The following is a 12,902-nucleotide window of genomic DNA, read 5'->3' on the forward strand; positions in this document are numbered from 1 at the left end:
GCGTTCACCGGATCCGGGTCATCCACACGGCCCTATCGGCGGCCCCGCCGGGTCCGGGCGGACCGGGTGCGGGAAGGGAGTCCCACGTGGGTGTTGTCCGAACCTCGGTGAGCGCGCCGGTGGCCGAACTCGTGAAGCGGCGCCGCGAGCCGGCCGTGGCGCAGACGCTGCGCTCCACGGCCGCGGCGACCATCGCGTATGTGGTCGCGCTCCGGTTGAGCAGCGAGGCCGCGCCGCTCACCGCTCCGCTGACCGCCCTGCTGGTCGTACAGGTCACGCTCTACTCGACGCTCACCACCAGCATCCGCAGGGTCAACTCGGTGGTGGCGGGGGTGCTGGTGGCCAGCGCGTTCAGTGTGCTGGTCGGGCTGTCCTGGTGGAGTCTGGGGCTGATCATCCTGGCTTCGCTGGTGGTCGGGCGGCTGGTCCGGGTGAGTGAGTTCGTGCCCGAGGTGGCGATCAGCGCGATGCTTGTGCTCGGGGTGACCCGGGTGGCGTCGACGGCCTGGGACCGGGTGCTGGAGACGCTGATCGGGGCGGTGGTGGGGCTGCTGTTCAACTTCCTGTTCGTACCGCCGGTATGGGTGGCCGGCGCGGGCGAGTCCATCGAGGACCTGTCGCGGCGGATGCGCAGGCTGCTGCTGCGGATCGGTGAGGGGCTGACGGGGACGATCCCGGTCGAGCGCGCGGCGGCCCGGCTCCATGAGGCGCGCCGGCTCGACCACGACATCAGCGAGGTGGACGCGGCGCTGCGGCAGGCGGAGGACAGCCTCCGCCTCAACCCCCGGGTCAGGGAGGGGCTGCTGCACCGGGTGGTGCTCCGTACCGGTCTCGACACCCTGGAGATCTGTACGGTCATCCTGCGCGTGCTGGCCAGAACGCTCACCGACCTCGCCAAGGAGCGCAGGGAGGAGGCGCTGTTCCCGCCGGAAGTGGGCGGCGAGCTGGAGGACTTGCTGGAGAGCGTCGCCGACGCCGTGGTGAGCTTCGCGGTCCTGGTCACCACGGAGGCGAGCGAGAGCGCCCGGGTGGCGGAGGCACGGCTGTCCGAGGATCTCGCCGAGGCGACGAGGAGCCGGGAGAAGGTGGCGCGGCTGCTGCTGGAGGGCGTCCAGCGGCATCCCCGCCAGTGGCAGCTCCATGGCGCGGTGCTGGCGGAGATCGACCGGATCCTGGACGAGCTGGACATGGAGAACCGCTCGCAGCGGCTGATGGAGGAGCTGGACCGCGCCTCGCGCGAACAGCGGGAGCGCCACCCGAGGCTGACCGCCGCCAGGCAGTGGGTACGGCGACGGGTCCGGCGCCACGACCGTACGTAGGAACGGCCGGGCGCGGAGTACGGTCCGGAGTGCGCGGGTACGGGCATCGCGGTACGGGTCCGGAGTGCGCGGAACGGTCCGTACCGAGGTCGCATTTCCGGTGCGCGCGCATTCCGAAATCCGGCCGCTGTCCTGGCGTGAATCGCTCGTTCTCACCACAACGGGAAACTCACGCCCATTAATTGACGCAAATTTTGCCCGATCCGCAATGATCCCCGGCGTATTCGGGGAACGGCCCCGGCACCCACCGCCCAAAACCCGGCGGAAAAGGGCGTCATCAGCGATGACGGCGCGATCCGGCCGCCCGGCCCGATGTGATCATGGTCATGCGCGCGGCCCTCCGCGCCCGGCCGCCGTACCCCCGGCACGCCTCTCACCAGGGACATGAGGCGCGCGGCAAGCGTGAGTTGGGTGGGGCGGTTGATGAGGTCCTGGCAGATGGCGGTACTGTGCCGCCCGCGCCGCCATCGTGGGCGGCGCGGTTAAAGCGGAGGAATCTGTGACTCTATTCAGCGGATCATGGCGGCGCAGAGGCGCCCTCATAACAGTCGCGACGGCGGGTGCGATCGTCGGCCTCTCGGCCGTTCCCGCGGTCGCGCACACGCCCAACTGGTCGGTGACGTGCTCCGAGGTCAGTGTCGACCTCACCGCGTACGGCAACAGCGACCAGAACACCGTGACGATCACCGCGGACGGCAAGGACCTGCTGCCCACGGAGAACTTCAAGAACGAGTTCCACAAGAAGCTCGCGCTTCCTGAGCACTCGACCGAGCTGAGCGTCCGGCTCGTGGTGAAGGCCGCGGACGGCGAGCAGTTCAACCGGGACGAGACCAAGACCGCTCCGGTCTGCGAGGGCACCACCCCGTCGCCGTCGGAGTCCACGACTCCGCCGCCGGCGGAGAGCCCCTCCACCGAGGCCCCCACGGAGGCTCCCTCGGAGTCCGCTCCGGCCTCGGAGGCGCCGACCGAGGAGCCCACCAGCTCCGAGGCCGCGCAGCCCTCGTCGCAGCCGAGCCCCGCCGGGGACAACCTCGCCGAGACGGGTTCTTCGAGCGCCACCCCGGTGATCGCCGGTGCGGCCGCTGTTGTGGTGGTCGCCGGAGCGGGCATCATGTGGGCCGCGCGCAAGCGCCGTACCGCACAGAACTGACCCAGCGCCCACGTACGACCCCGCCGCCACGCCGGCTGCCGTCCACTCCTTTCGCCGCCACCATCCGGCGGCCCGGACGGATTTCGCCCGGCCGAGAGGCATGGACCGGCCGATGACCGCCACCAGGCCCCGCCTGGGGCATGTCGGCCCGGACTCCGTACGGCGGGACGCGTGCGCGTCGTAGCACCACCTCGGTGAGCGACGGGCCACGGTCGAGGCAGGCCCCGCGGCAATCCCCCGTCTGCGGGGCCTTGCCATGCGCGGCGCCGCACCGCCGCCCACAATGGGCGGGACGCGACCGACACGCTGGGGGCGCCCATGGATCCGGTGGAGGCTCTCGACAGGATCGCCTTTCTGCTGGAACGCTCGCTGGCCGAGACCTACCGGGTACGGGCGTTCCGTACCGCCTCCGAGGTGGTGGCGGGCATGTCCCCCGACGAGGTCGCGCGGCGCGCCGCCGTCGGCACGCTGGGCCGGGTACGGGGCATCGGCCCGAGGACGGCCGAGGTCGTCGAAGAGGCGGTCACGGGCGCCGTCCCCGGATATCTGGAACGGCTCGAACGGGAAGCGGGCGCGCCGCTCGCGGACCACGGGCAGGCACTGCGCGCCGCGCTGCGCGGGGACTGCCATCTCCACTCGGACTGGTCGGACGGCGGCAGTCCGATCGAGGCGATGGGGCGTACGGCCGCCGCGCTCGGCCATGAGTGGGCGGTGCTCACGGACCACTCCCCCAGGCTGACCGTCGCACGCGGTCTGACCGCCGAGCGGCTGCGTGAACAGCTCGATGTGATCGCGGAGCTGAACGAGCGGTGGGCGCCGTTCCGGCTGCTCACCGGGATCGAGTGCGACATCCTGCCGGACGGTTCGCTGGACCAGGAGCGGGAACTGCTCGACCGGCTCGATCTGGTGGTCGCCTCGGTGCACTCGAAGCTCCGGATGGAGTCCGCCCCGATGACCAGGCGCATGGTCGCGGCGGTACGGGATCCGCTGACCGATGTCCTCGGGCACTGCACGGGACGCCTGCTGACACCGCGCCGGGGTACGGGGCAGCGCGGGCGGCGCGGTCAGGGCGGGGGCACCAGGCCGGAGTCGGCGTTCGACGCGGAGGCGGTGTTCGCGGCCTGCGCCGAGTCCGGTACGGCGGTGGAGATCAACAGCCGTCCCGAGCGGCTCGATCCGCCCCGCCGGCTGCTGCGCGAGGCGGTCGCGGCAGGGGTCTTCTTCGCCATCGACACGGACGCGCACGCGCCGGGGCAGCTCGACTGGCAACTGCTGGGCTGTGCGCGGGCGGAGGAGTGCGGCGTACCGGCCGGCCGTGTCATCAACACCTGGACGGCCGACGGGCTACGGGAGTGGACACGCACCCGGCAGGCGCCGTCGCACGAGGCTCCGTCCCGCAAGGCTCCGTCCGCCGAGTGAGCGCCGCGGCGCACTCGGGGGCCTTCGCACTCGGCGGCCTTCGCGCTCAGTGACCTTCGAGCTCGGCGAACAGGCTGGTGTCGAGGCGGGCCAGCAGCGCGGTCGGATCCTCGTAGACCGCGGCCGCGCCCGCCGACTCCAGGGCGGCGCGCGGAACGCCGCCCGACAGGAGGGCGACGGCACGCACCCCCGCCCGGCCCGCCGCTTCCATGTCCCAGACGGTGTCCCCGACGAACACCGCGCGCTCGGCCGGCACCCCGGCCAGCTCCAGGGCCCGGTGCACCGGGTCGGGCATGGGCTTGCCGGTGGCGCCGCCGTTCGAGCCGACCGCGGCGGAGATCACCTCGTCGGCGTCGATCGCCCGGCGCAGCGCGGTCAGTTCGGCCTCTCCGGCCGAGGTGGCCAGGACGACCCGCCAGCCGCGGTCGTCCAGCGACCGCAGCAGATCGCCCGCGCCCTCCAGTGCGGGCAGCCGGCCGAGATAGGTCCCGTAGAGCGTGGCGTGCGCGGCGCTGATCCAGGCGTCCTGGTCGGGATCCCGCTCGTCGCCGAGGAGATGCGTGATGAGTTCACCGGCGCCGAGTCCGACGGACCGGTGGATCTCGGACATCGGCACCGTGTGACCGGCCTGCCGGAACGCCTCCCACCAGCAGGTCACATGCAGATGGTTGGTGTCGACCAGGGTTCCGTCGACGTCGAACAGTGCCGCGCGCGTGGGCATGGGTGTCGCTCCCGTTCCGGTTCAGGGCCCTGGGGCCCCAGGGCTCCAAGCCGTGTCTGCCACACGGCCCGGAGCAGAACCTCGATCATGCCGTCTCCCCAGGCCGGGACGGCCTCATCCCGTACCGCTTCGGCGCGTCTCCGAAGGCGCGGCCACCCTGTGACGAGTGGCCGCGCCGGGGCGGGCCGCCCGGCTCGCGCGCTACGCGAACACTCCGTCGAGCCAGCTCTGCCACGCGCCCTCGATCCGCTTGGCGTCGGCGCCGGGGGCGAAGTCGTGCACGCTGATCCCGACCGGCGCGCCGAAGTGGTTCCTGCCGAACACCCGGTACATCGCCGTGCCGGTGCGCAGCCCGACGAAGTACGCGTTGCGGTAGTCCACGACCGCGTCGACAGGCGCCTCTCCGGGCAGTTCGACCCGTACGGTGCTGCCCTCGGCCGCGTCGTCCGGCAGCCCGAGAGCCCGGCTCGCCACCTCCAGCGCGTCCGGCGCGGTCGAGGCCGCGGGCCCGTCGGCGCCGGCGAACACGGCGGACCGCCCGGTGAAGTGCAGCAGGTACTGGCGCAGGGTGTGCAGATAGAAGTCGGTGTGCTTGTTGGCGCCGTCGTACTGGTTGTCCCAGTCCTCGACGAGGATGCCGCTGTGTACGTAGCGCACATAGGAACCACCGCCCTCACGGGGCTGGATCACATGGTCGAGCTGATTCAGCGTCTGCTGCGACATGCCCTCCACATCCTCCGTGCGGGCGGTCAGCCGCCGCGGCGGGTCCCAGGCGGTGAGGGTGCCGCCGAACGGCGCGGCGCCGCCCTCGCGGGGCTCGTACTCCATGGGCCACAGCCAGCCCGCCGTACCCGTGGTGACCGCTTCCCAGACCTGCTCGGGGCTCGCGTCGACCTCGAACTCACGGACGATCTCGAATTCCTTGGACATGTCTTCCTCGGACATATAGGTGACTCCTTGGGCGCGCCGGGGCGCGTGGGCGATGTGCTGAACGCCGGTGGCGGCGTCGGCGTTCATCCGGCCGTCGTGGTGGCATCTTCCGATGGACGGGCCGGCACGGCAGGCACGCCCGGCACGACGCCGCCCGGTTCGACGCCCGGTTCGGCGGTGTCGACGGCGGTGTTGACGGCGGGGTGGATCTTCACGGTGGGGTGGAGCGCGACGACGATCCGGTGGTCACGGCCGGACTCGGCGTGGTCGTCGTGGTACTTGGCGACCAGCGCGGCGACCCCACGGGTCAGCTCCTCGACGAACGCGGCGCGTTCGGCCGCCGAACCGAACCGCACCTCGGCGTCGAGCGCGTAGGTGGCGAGCCCCTTGCGGGCCTTCGCCGCCCCGGTGATCAGGGCGCCCACATCCCGTACGAGCCGTGCGGCGAGGGCGAGCAGCCAGCGCGCGGAGAGCTGGTCACGGAACCGGCCCGGGTCGGGCTGCACCTCGGCCAGGGCGAGCGGCGAGATGACGTACGAGGCCGCGGTGGCCCGCATCAGCCGCTCGGTGACATTGCCCTTCCTGCGCTCGCCGGCCAGCTCGACCAGGCCGTGCCGCTCCAGTGCCTTGAGGTGGTAGTTGACCTTCTGCCTGGGCAGTCCGACCCGGGCGGCGAGCATCGTCGCCGAGGCGGGCCCGGCGGCCAGTTCGGCGAGCAGCCTGGCCCTCATGGGGTCCAGCGAGACGGCTGCCGCCGCCGCGTCCTCGATCACGGTCACATCCAGCATGGCTCCACCCTCTCACCGAAAACTTTTATTGTCCACGACGGATGGATTGTCGGTGGGAGCCGGCCTTCAGGAGCGGGTGGGAGCCGGTGGCAGCCGCAGATGGGCGAGGTCGGCGGGGACCGGACTGTCCGGCCGGAACAGCGGCGCCGACTCGCCGTCCGGCGCGGTGGCGGGCGCGTCGGAGAGCCGGAAGCGCTCGCGCAGCCTGGTGTAGAAGTCGACCGGACCCAGCCGCACCAGCCGCAGCCGGTACGCCGCCCCGTACACCCCGACCCAGTCGCCCGGGTCCAGCACCCCCCGCAGCTGGCCGTCGATACTGAGCGCCGCCTCCCCCGAGTGCGGCAGCACCCGTACCGCCACCGGCTCGTCCGGCGCGGCCACGACCGTGCGGTCGAAGGTCATGTGCGCGGCCACCGGTGTGAAGACCACGGCGTCCATGTGCGGGGAGAGCACCGGGCCCCCGGCGGCGAAGCTGTACGCCGTCGAACCGGTCGGGGTGGCCACGATGACCGCGTCGGCGGAGTACGAGGCGAGCAGCCGGCCCGCGATATAGATCCCCAGGTTGACCTGCCGGTCCCGGGCGAGTTTCTCCACCACCACATCGTTGACGGCGGTGATGTCCAGGGCCACTCCCCAGCCCTCGCCCTCCGTGGTGTCCGGCCTGACGTGCGGCGGCGGCAGCGCGGGCCCGCGGCCGTAACGCAGCAGCGCCTCCATGCCCGTCGGCATCTCCAGCGCGCGCGAGGCCCGCATGGTGAGGGTCATCCGCTCCTCGATGGTGGCGCGCCCCTCATGGACGGCGTCCAGCGCCCGGGTGACCTTGTCGGCCGGAACCTCGGTCAGAAAGCCGACCCGGCCCAGATCGACCCCTAGCACGGCGGCGCCGTTCTCGGCGGCGATCCGCGCGCCGCGCAGGAACGTGCCGTCACCCCCGAGGGTGACGACCAGGTCCGGGTTGCCGGCCGAGGACGCCTCCTCCTGGCTGTCATGGCGCCGCTCGTGCCCCCGCCACACATCGATTTCCTTGTACGGGACGCCCTGCGCGCCGCACCAGGCGTGGACGGCGCGGGCCGCCTCGACGGCCTCGGAGCGGCCGTGGTGGACGATGAGACCGATCCGTTGCACAGCCATGTTCCCGCTCTCCGTCCTCCGCGTGTTCCGTCTCCGCGCTCCGTCCGCCACACACGGTGCCCGTCGGCCCGGAATCCGGCCGCCTCGCGGTCCAGGATCGCCGTGCTGGGGACGAATGGTTACGTCAACCGAAGAATACGGATCGATCGCCTCGAATTCACCCGAATGGCGGATAACCCCAACGGGTCGCCATCTCCGGTGAACACCGCTCGAACGGCGTAAACGGGCCGTATGGACTTGACGTCCCGACTCTCCCCAGGTTGCCGCCCGTGCCCGACGGAGGCGCGATGGTGTCGTGCGCGCCTGACCGTGAGGGGCCAAACCCGCAGACGCGCTTCCCCCACGCGAGGAGTGATCGCTGATGTCAGCCGATGGCGTGTTCAACGACCCCAGCAGGCTCACGGGGCTGCCCGTGTACGACAAGGACGGCGACAAGATCGGCAACGTCGGCCAGGTCTATGTGGGCGACCGTACGGGCCGCCCTGAGTGGGTGACCGTGAAGACCGGTCTGTTCGGTATGAACGAGACGCTCGTTCCGCTGGCCGGCGCCCGTCGCGCCGGTGAGGACATCCATGTCCCGTACGCCAGGGAGACGGTCAAGGAGGCACCGCGTCTGGCCGCCGACGAGCATCTCGACCCGGGCCAGGAGAAGCAGCTCTACCAGCACTACGGCCTGGCGCCCACCGGCGCCGGCATGGGCATGGCCGAGGGCCCGGGCACGGCCGCCGCGGGAACGGCCGCCGGGACCCGGACGGAGTCCGGTGCGGGTGCGGGTACGGGGATGAGTACGGCGGCGCGCCCCGGCACGGCCGGCACCGCCGCGGGCGCGGGCATGCCCGCCGGGTCCGGGCAGGCCACCGCGGGAAGCCAGGGCAGGGCCATGGCGGGGATGCGCGGAGCCGAACCGGGCGAGGGCAAGGAACCGCAGGCCGAGGAACTCATCCGGTCCGAGGAACAGCTCCATGTCAGCACCGAGGAGCGCGAGATCGGGCACGCGCGGCTCCGCAAGGTCGTGGTGACCGAGAACGTGACCACGTCCGTGCCCCTGAGCCATGAGGAGGTCCGGGTCATCCACGAGGCGATCGCGCCCGAGGACCGTTCCCGGATGGGCCGTTCCGCCATCAGCGAGGCCCAGACCGAGGTGACGCTCCACGCCGAGCAGCCGGTCATCAGCAAGGAGACCATCCCTGTCGAGCGTGTGCGCATGGAGACGGAGAAGGTCACCGAGCAGAAGGAGGTCTCGGCGGACGTCCGCAAGGAGCGGATCGAGTACGACACCGACCAGACGGGCCAGGACTTCGGCGGCAGGCGCGGCCGGGGACGCTGATGCCCCTGGGCACTGAGGCTCCTGGGTGCTGGGACCCGTACCTCCACGCCCCCGCCTCCACCACGGCTCCCGTGGCCGGCGGGGGCCGGGTCGGTTCCCGGCCGTGTCGTACGAGGTGTCCTCGGGTCGTTCGGTACGAGGTGTCCTTGGGTCGTACGACGTGTTCTCGGCGGTCCGCGCGGCGGGGCTCACACACCGCGGGGGGACCGGAGGTCCTGAGGGTCAGCGGACGCCGGCGGCGCGAGGGCGGGGGTGCCGGGCGTGTACGCGGAATTGCCGGTGACGGCCTGGTCCTGCCCTCCGCCCGAGGGGAATGCCGTACCCAGCGAGGGAGCGGCGCAGCCTGCCGGCCTGCCGCCGTCGCTGTTGGAACAGCCGGCCAGGGCGCTCACGTGGACTGCGGCACGGAGGGCGACCGGGGAAGTCCGGCCGGTGCCGTGCGGGAGCGGCGTGGTGTGTCCGAGCTGTCGGCCCCATGGAGGCGGTCAGTATTCGCTTGAGGTGGTGGTGGGGGTGGCTCCCGGGCTCTTGCTGGGGCTCGGGCTGGTGCTGGAGACCGGGGTGGTGATGGCCTTGCCGGCGGTGTCGACGACGTACCACTTGGCGCCGAAGGCGGTCAGGCCCTGGCCGTTGGTCTCACCGGGCTTCTTGTCGCCCTCGAACCGGTACAGCGGGTGGTTGTTGTACGTGACCTGCTTGGTGCCGTCGCTGCGGGTGGTGGTGGAGAGCAGATTGGCCCTCACCCCGCCCGTGCCGGCCTTCGGCGTGCCGGTCAGCACGAGTCCGGGAGGCCACGCCTTGGCGCAGCCGTCCTTGCAGGTGGACTGCTTGGTCTTGTCCGCCTCGAAGAGGTAGAGCGTACGGCCCTTGTCGTCGACCAGGATGGTCCCGAGCGGCCCGGTCTTGGCGGAGATGGTGCCGACCTCGTCGGAGGGGTTCACCGAGGGGCTGTGGTGCGTTGCCGTGGGGGAGGTCGGGGCCGCCGCGAAGTCCGCGGGTACCTCGGCCTGGGACTCGGAGCCGCTGTCCCCGCTGCCGGAACATCCGGCGAGCGCGGTCGCACACAGCACGGCAGCGGCCACGGCAGTGGCTGTCCTGATGTTGGTCCTCATCCAGGCTCCTCAGATCCGGCCGCCCCAGGGGCAGCAAGTCCGACCGCCAGATCGCGGCCACAGCACCCACTACACGACAGACCCCGATACCGGGCCACCGGACAGGGCCGTCCGGGTGGAACACCCCGGGCCGGGGCGCGGCCCGGTGCTCGTCGGGCCCCCGCCCGGTTGCGTACGGGCCGAAAGGCGGCATCAGGGGGTGGGGTAGTGTGGGTGGCGCGAAGGGGAGTAGCCCCGCGAACCGGTCGTCGACACACTGGAGCCTTCGGGTTCCCGGTGGCCGGGCCCGCCGTCACGGCGGGCGGGCGAGACCTTCGGTCAGGCATGACGCACCCGCGGTCCCGCGGGCGCGCCGTCGTGCCGGACCGAGAGGTCGTCCCGCTCCGCACGGCGCGTCGCGAAGACCCGGGTCCGGCCCTCAGAGAAAGCCACCCGGAATGCGTCTCGACCCCCTGGCGATCGTCACCGCCTTCGGGCTCATCTTCCTTGCGGAGCTGCCCGACAAGACCATGTTCGCGTCCCTGGCCATGGGTACGCGCATGCGTCCGCTCTATGTCTGGTTCGGTACGTCGACGGCGTTCCTGGTGCATGTCGCCATCGCCGTCGGCGCGGGCGGTCTCCTCGGGCTGCTGCCCGGCTGGATCGTCAAGCTCGTCTCCGCGCTGCTCTTCGCGTTCGGTGCCTTCATGCTGCTGCGCGGCGGGGGCGGTGAGGAGGGCGAGGAGACGGCGCCGAAGACGGTCACCGGGTTCTGGCCCGTCTATTCGACCGCTTTCATGGCCGTGTTCATCAGTGAGTGGGGCGACCTCACCCAGATCACCACCGCCAACCTCGCGGCGAGCAACGGCGCCTGGTCGACCGCGATCGGTTCGGCCGCCGCGCTGATGTCGGTCTCGGCGCTGGCGCTGCTGGCGGGCCGGTTCATCGCCACGCGCGTCCCGCTGAAGACGGTCCAGCGGATCGGCGGGCTGTGCATGCTCGGGCTGGCGGTCTGGACGGTGATCGAGATCTTCATAGGCTGACGTCTGCTCCGGTACCTGAGCCAAGAGCCCCCGCCCGGGACGCCGGGCGGGGGCTCGTACCCGGGTGAGCGAGCGTTGCCGGGGGTGGTCATTCATTTTCTGGAGGGTCAACTCCAAAGCGTGGCTATCCTGAGATCATGTCCACCGAAGAAGCCATCGCCGCCGCCCCTCGTCTGACCCGGAAGGGCGTGGCGACGCGCGGCCGGATCGTCACGGCCGCGGCGGAGCTGATGTTCGAGCGCGGGGTGGCGGGGACGAGTCTCGAAGACGTCCAGAAGGCCGCCGGGGTGAGCCCCTCGCAGGTCTACCACTACTTCGGCGACAAAAGGGCCCTGGTCAGGGCTGTGATCGCGGTCACGACCGATGCCGTACTGGACGCGCAGGAGCCCCTGCTCAGCCGGCTCGACAGCCTGGAGGCGCTCCGGGCGTGGCGGGACTTCATGGTCGCGCAGCAGGCGGAGCGGAACTGCGCGGGCGGCTGTCCGATCGGCTCGCTGGGCAGTGAACTCGCCGGGACCGACCCGGTGGCGCGCGAGGAGGTCGCCGCCGGTTTCGCGCGGTGGGGACAGTCCATCCACGACGGGCTGCGGGCCATGTACGACCGGGGCGAACTGCGCCGCGACGCCGATCCGGGCCAGTTGGCGCTCGCCATACTCGCGGCGCTCCAGGGCGGGCTGCTGCTCACCCGGGTCCGCCGGGACACCGTGGCGCTCGAAGCGGGGCTGGACGCGATGCTGGACCATATCGCCGCGCTGTGCGTGACCGTACCGGAGCCGGTCAAGCCGTAAATACGGACACGGTCGGGCGTCAAGAAGGCGGCCGGGCGCGCCAACGGGAGGGACCCGCCCGCCGGGCAAGCGCGGCGAACGGGTCCAGGGGCGGGGAGCCGGTGCGGGCTCAGCCCTTCGCGGCCAGGTGCTTCTTGAGTACGGACAGAACGTCGCGGGCCGCCGTGGGCCCCGTGTTGAGATAGAAGACGTCGTCGTCGACCGGGATTGCCGTACCGCCCGCGACGGCGGACAGGGTCGGCCACAACGGCGCCCCGGTGAGCGCCGAGGACTTGGCTCCGGCGTCCTGGACTCCGTAGAACAGCCAGTCGGCGTCGGCCCGGTCCAGCTGCTCGTTGCTGATGTCCTCCGAGGTCTCGTCGAACCGCTGGCTCTCCGGCCGTCCCAGTCCTGCGTCCTCGGCGATGCTGCCGGTGAACGACGGGACCCCGAAGACCCGCAGCCGGTCGCCGTTGAGCCGGAGGAAGGACACCGTGACCGGCCTGTCGAGACCCTTGCCCAGCTCCGCGGCGTCGGCGTGGAAGCCGTCGAGGATCGACCGGGCCCGCGCGGTTTTGCCCAGCCCGTCGGCGACGAGCAGGAAGTCCTGCTTCCAGTAGAGCCCGGTGCCCTGGGTGGCGATGGTGGGCGCGAGGGCGCTCAGCGCGCTGTAGAGGGCCTTGGCGTTCTTGCCCGCGATGTTCATCAGGATCAGATCGGGCTTGATATTGGCGATGGTCTCCAGATCGGGATCCACCCGCGACCCCACGTCGGCGACCTTCGCCAACTGCGCGGCGTACTGCGGGAAGTCGACGGTCAGATACCGGGGTACGAGATCCGCGCCGTCGCCCCGGGTCGAGCCGACGGGCACCGTACCGAGCGTGAGCAGCGCGTCGGCCTGGCCGGTGGAGATGACCACGACCCGCTTGGGCTCGGCCTTGATGGTGGTCCGGCCCTCGAAGTGGGCGACCGTACGCGGGAATTCGCCGTCCGGTCTGCCGCTACCCATGCCCTTGGGCACCGAGCGTGGCGCGGTATGGACCGACGTGTCGGCCGCCTTGGCGGGCCGGGTCGGTTCGGTGGCCGAGGAGCCGGCCGAGTCGGCGGAACAGCCGGTGAGCAGCAGGGCACCGGCCAGGACGACGCCGCTGACAGCACGGATGAGATGAAGATCACGGAAGCGGTACACGAGCGCTTAGCTTAGGCTTCCCTAAGT

At 71.6% G+C, this 12,902-nt stretch carries 12 protein-coding genes; 6 read left to right on the forward strand and 6 right to left on the reverse strand.

Annotation, left to right across the window (positions count from 1 at the left end; translation table 11 throughout):
* Nucleotides 1–86 precede the first annotated feature (86 nt).
* From ACFU9P_RS30695 to ACFU9P_RS30705, 3 genes are all read left to right on the forward strand, one after another.
* Nucleotides 87–1,319: an aromatic acid exporter family protein gene (locus tag ACFU9P_RS30695; RefSeq protein WP_384087113.1), complete on the forward strand. Its 1,233-nt coding sequence runs from the start codon at nucleotides 87–89 to the stop codon at nucleotides 1,317–1,319.
* Nucleotides 1,320–1,818: 499 nt separating this feature from the next.
* Nucleotides 1,819–2,469, forward strand: a complete 651-nt coding sequence (locus ACFU9P_RS30700; RefSeq protein WP_376372120.1) for an LAETG motif-containing sortase-dependent surface protein — start codon at nucleotides 1,819–1,821, stop codon at nucleotides 2,467–2,469.
* A 318-nt stretch (nucleotides 2,470–2,787) separates the two neighbouring features.
* Nucleotides 2,788–3,888, forward strand: a complete 1,101-nt coding sequence (locus ACFU9P_RS30705) for a PHP domain-containing protein (protein WP_384087115.1) — start codon at nucleotides 2,788–2,790, stop codon at nucleotides 3,886–3,888.
* A gap of 46 nt (nucleotides 3,889–3,934) precedes the next feature.
* Here ACFU9P_RS30705 and ACFU9P_RS30710 read toward each other — a convergent pair whose 3' ends face one another.
* The 4 genes from ACFU9P_RS30710 to ACFU9P_RS30725 form a co-directional block, all read right to left on the reverse strand.
* The gene (locus tag ACFU9P_RS30710) at nucleotides 3,935–4,609 is read right to left on the reverse strand and encodes an HAD family hydrolase (protein WP_376372127.1); all 675 of its coding nucleotides are present in this window, start codon (nucleotides 4,607–4,609) and stop codon (nucleotides 3,935–3,937) included.
* Between the two features lie 201 nt (nucleotides 4,610–4,810).
* Nucleotides 4,811–5,539 (reverse strand): SRPBCC domain-containing protein, encoded by a 729-nt coding sequence (locus ACFU9P_RS30715; RefSeq protein WP_384087312.1) that lies wholly within the window; start codon nucleotides 5,537–5,539, stop codon nucleotides 4,811–4,813.
* An 83-nt stretch (nucleotides 5,540–5,622) separates the two neighbouring features.
* A complete protein-coding gene (locus ACFU9P_RS30720; RefSeq protein WP_384087119.1) occupies nucleotides 5,623–6,327 on the reverse strand; it encodes an ArsR/SmtB family transcription factor in 705 nt (234 codons plus the stop codon).
* A 66-nt stretch (nucleotides 6,328–6,393) separates the two neighbouring features.
* Nucleotides 6,394–7,458 (reverse strand): NAD(+)/NADH kinase, encoded by a 1,065-nt coding sequence (locus ACFU9P_RS30725; protein WP_376372133.1) that lies wholly within the window; start codon nucleotides 7,456–7,458, stop codon nucleotides 6,394–6,396.
* A 361-nt stretch (nucleotides 7,459–7,819) separates the two neighbouring features.
* Between ACFU9P_RS30725 and ACFU9P_RS30730 the strand changes: the two genes are divergently transcribed.
* On the forward strand, nucleotides 7,820–8,785 hold the full coding sequence (locus ACFU9P_RS30730; protein ID WP_376372136.1) for a DUF2382 domain-containing protein: 966 nt from the start codon (nucleotides 7,820–7,822) through the stop codon (nucleotides 8,783–8,785).
* 485 nt (nucleotides 8,786–9,270) lie between these two features.
* Here the strand turns inward: ACFU9P_RS30730 and ACFU9P_RS30735 are convergent, their stop codons facing one another.
* Nucleotides 9,271–9,897 carry a hypothetical protein gene (locus ACFU9P_RS30735; protein ID WP_376372139.1) on the reverse strand — a complete coding sequence of 209 codons (627 nt, stop codon included), beginning with the start codon at nucleotides 9,895–9,897 and terminating at the stop codon, nucleotides 9,271–9,273.
* A gap of 437 nt (nucleotides 9,898–10,334) precedes the next feature.
* Here ACFU9P_RS30735 and ACFU9P_RS30740 point away from each other — a divergent pair, with 437 nt between their 5' ends.
* Together ACFU9P_RS30740 and ACFU9P_RS30745 are read left to right on the forward strand one after the other, a co-directional pair.
* Nucleotides 10,335–10,919 carry a TMEM165/GDT1 family protein gene (locus tag ACFU9P_RS30740; RefSeq protein ID WP_376372141.1) on the forward strand — a complete coding sequence of 195 codons (585 nt, stop codon included), beginning with the start codon at nucleotides 10,335–10,337 and terminating at the stop codon, nucleotides 10,917–10,919.
* Nucleotides 10,920–11,056: 137 nt separating this feature from the next.
* Entirely contained in the window at nucleotides 11,057–11,707 is a 651-nt protein-coding gene (locus tag ACFU9P_RS30745; RefSeq protein ID WP_384087124.1) for a TetR/AcrR family transcriptional regulator, read from the forward strand.
* Between the two features lie 109 nt (nucleotides 11,708–11,816).
* Here ACFU9P_RS30745 and ACFU9P_RS30750 read toward each other — a convergent pair whose 3' ends face one another.
* A complete protein-coding gene (locus tag ACFU9P_RS30750) occupies nucleotides 11,817–12,875 on the reverse strand; it encodes an ABC transporter substrate-binding protein (RefSeq protein WP_384087127.1) in 1,059 nt (352 codons plus the stop codon).
* Between the last annotated feature and the right edge of the window lie 27 nt (nucleotides 12,876–12,902).

The organism is Streptomyces sp. NPDC057617, assembly GCF_042800555.1.
GTDB lineage: Bacteria > Actinomycetota > Actinomycetes > Streptomycetales > Streptomycetaceae > Streptomyces.

Bases quoted from the DNA above. Each gene is read 5' to 3' on its own strand.
- ACFU9P_RS30740 (WP_376372141.1), top strand. From the start codon at position 10,335: ATGCGTCTCGACCCCCTGGCGATCGTCACCGCCTTCGGGCTCATCTTC.
- ACFU9P_RS30730 (WP_376372136.1), top strand. From the start codon at position 7,820: ATGTCAGCCGATGGCGTGTTCAACGACCCCAGCAGGCTCACGGGGCTG.
- ACFU9P_RS30705 (WP_384087115.1), top strand. From the start codon at position 2,788: ATGGATCCGGTGGAGGCTCTCGACAGGATCGCCTTTCTGCTGGAACGC.
- ACFU9P_RS30720 (WP_384087119.1), bottom strand. From the start codon at position 6,327: ATGCTGGATGTGACCGTGATCGAGGACGCGGCGGCGGCAGCCGTCTCG.
- ACFU9P_RS30710 (WP_376372127.1), bottom strand. From the start codon at position 4,609: ATGCCCACGCGCGCGGCACTGTTCGACGTCGACGGAACCCTGGTCGAC.
- ACFU9P_RS30735 (WP_376372139.1), bottom strand. From the start codon at position 9,897: ATGAGGACCAACATCAGGACAGCCACTGCCGTGGCCGCTGCCGTGCTG.
- ACFU9P_RS30725 (WP_376372133.1), bottom strand. From the start codon at position 7,458: ATGGCTGTGCAACGGATCGGTCTCATCGTCCACCACGGCCGCTCCGAG.
- ACFU9P_RS30715 (WP_384087312.1), bottom strand. From the start codon at position 5,539: ATGTCCAAGGAATTCGAGATCGTCCGTGAGTTCGAGGTCGACGCGAGC.
- ACFU9P_RS30745 (WP_384087124.1), top strand. From the start codon at position 11,057: ATGTCCACCGAAGAAGCCATCGCCGCCGCCCCTCGTCTGACCCGGAAG.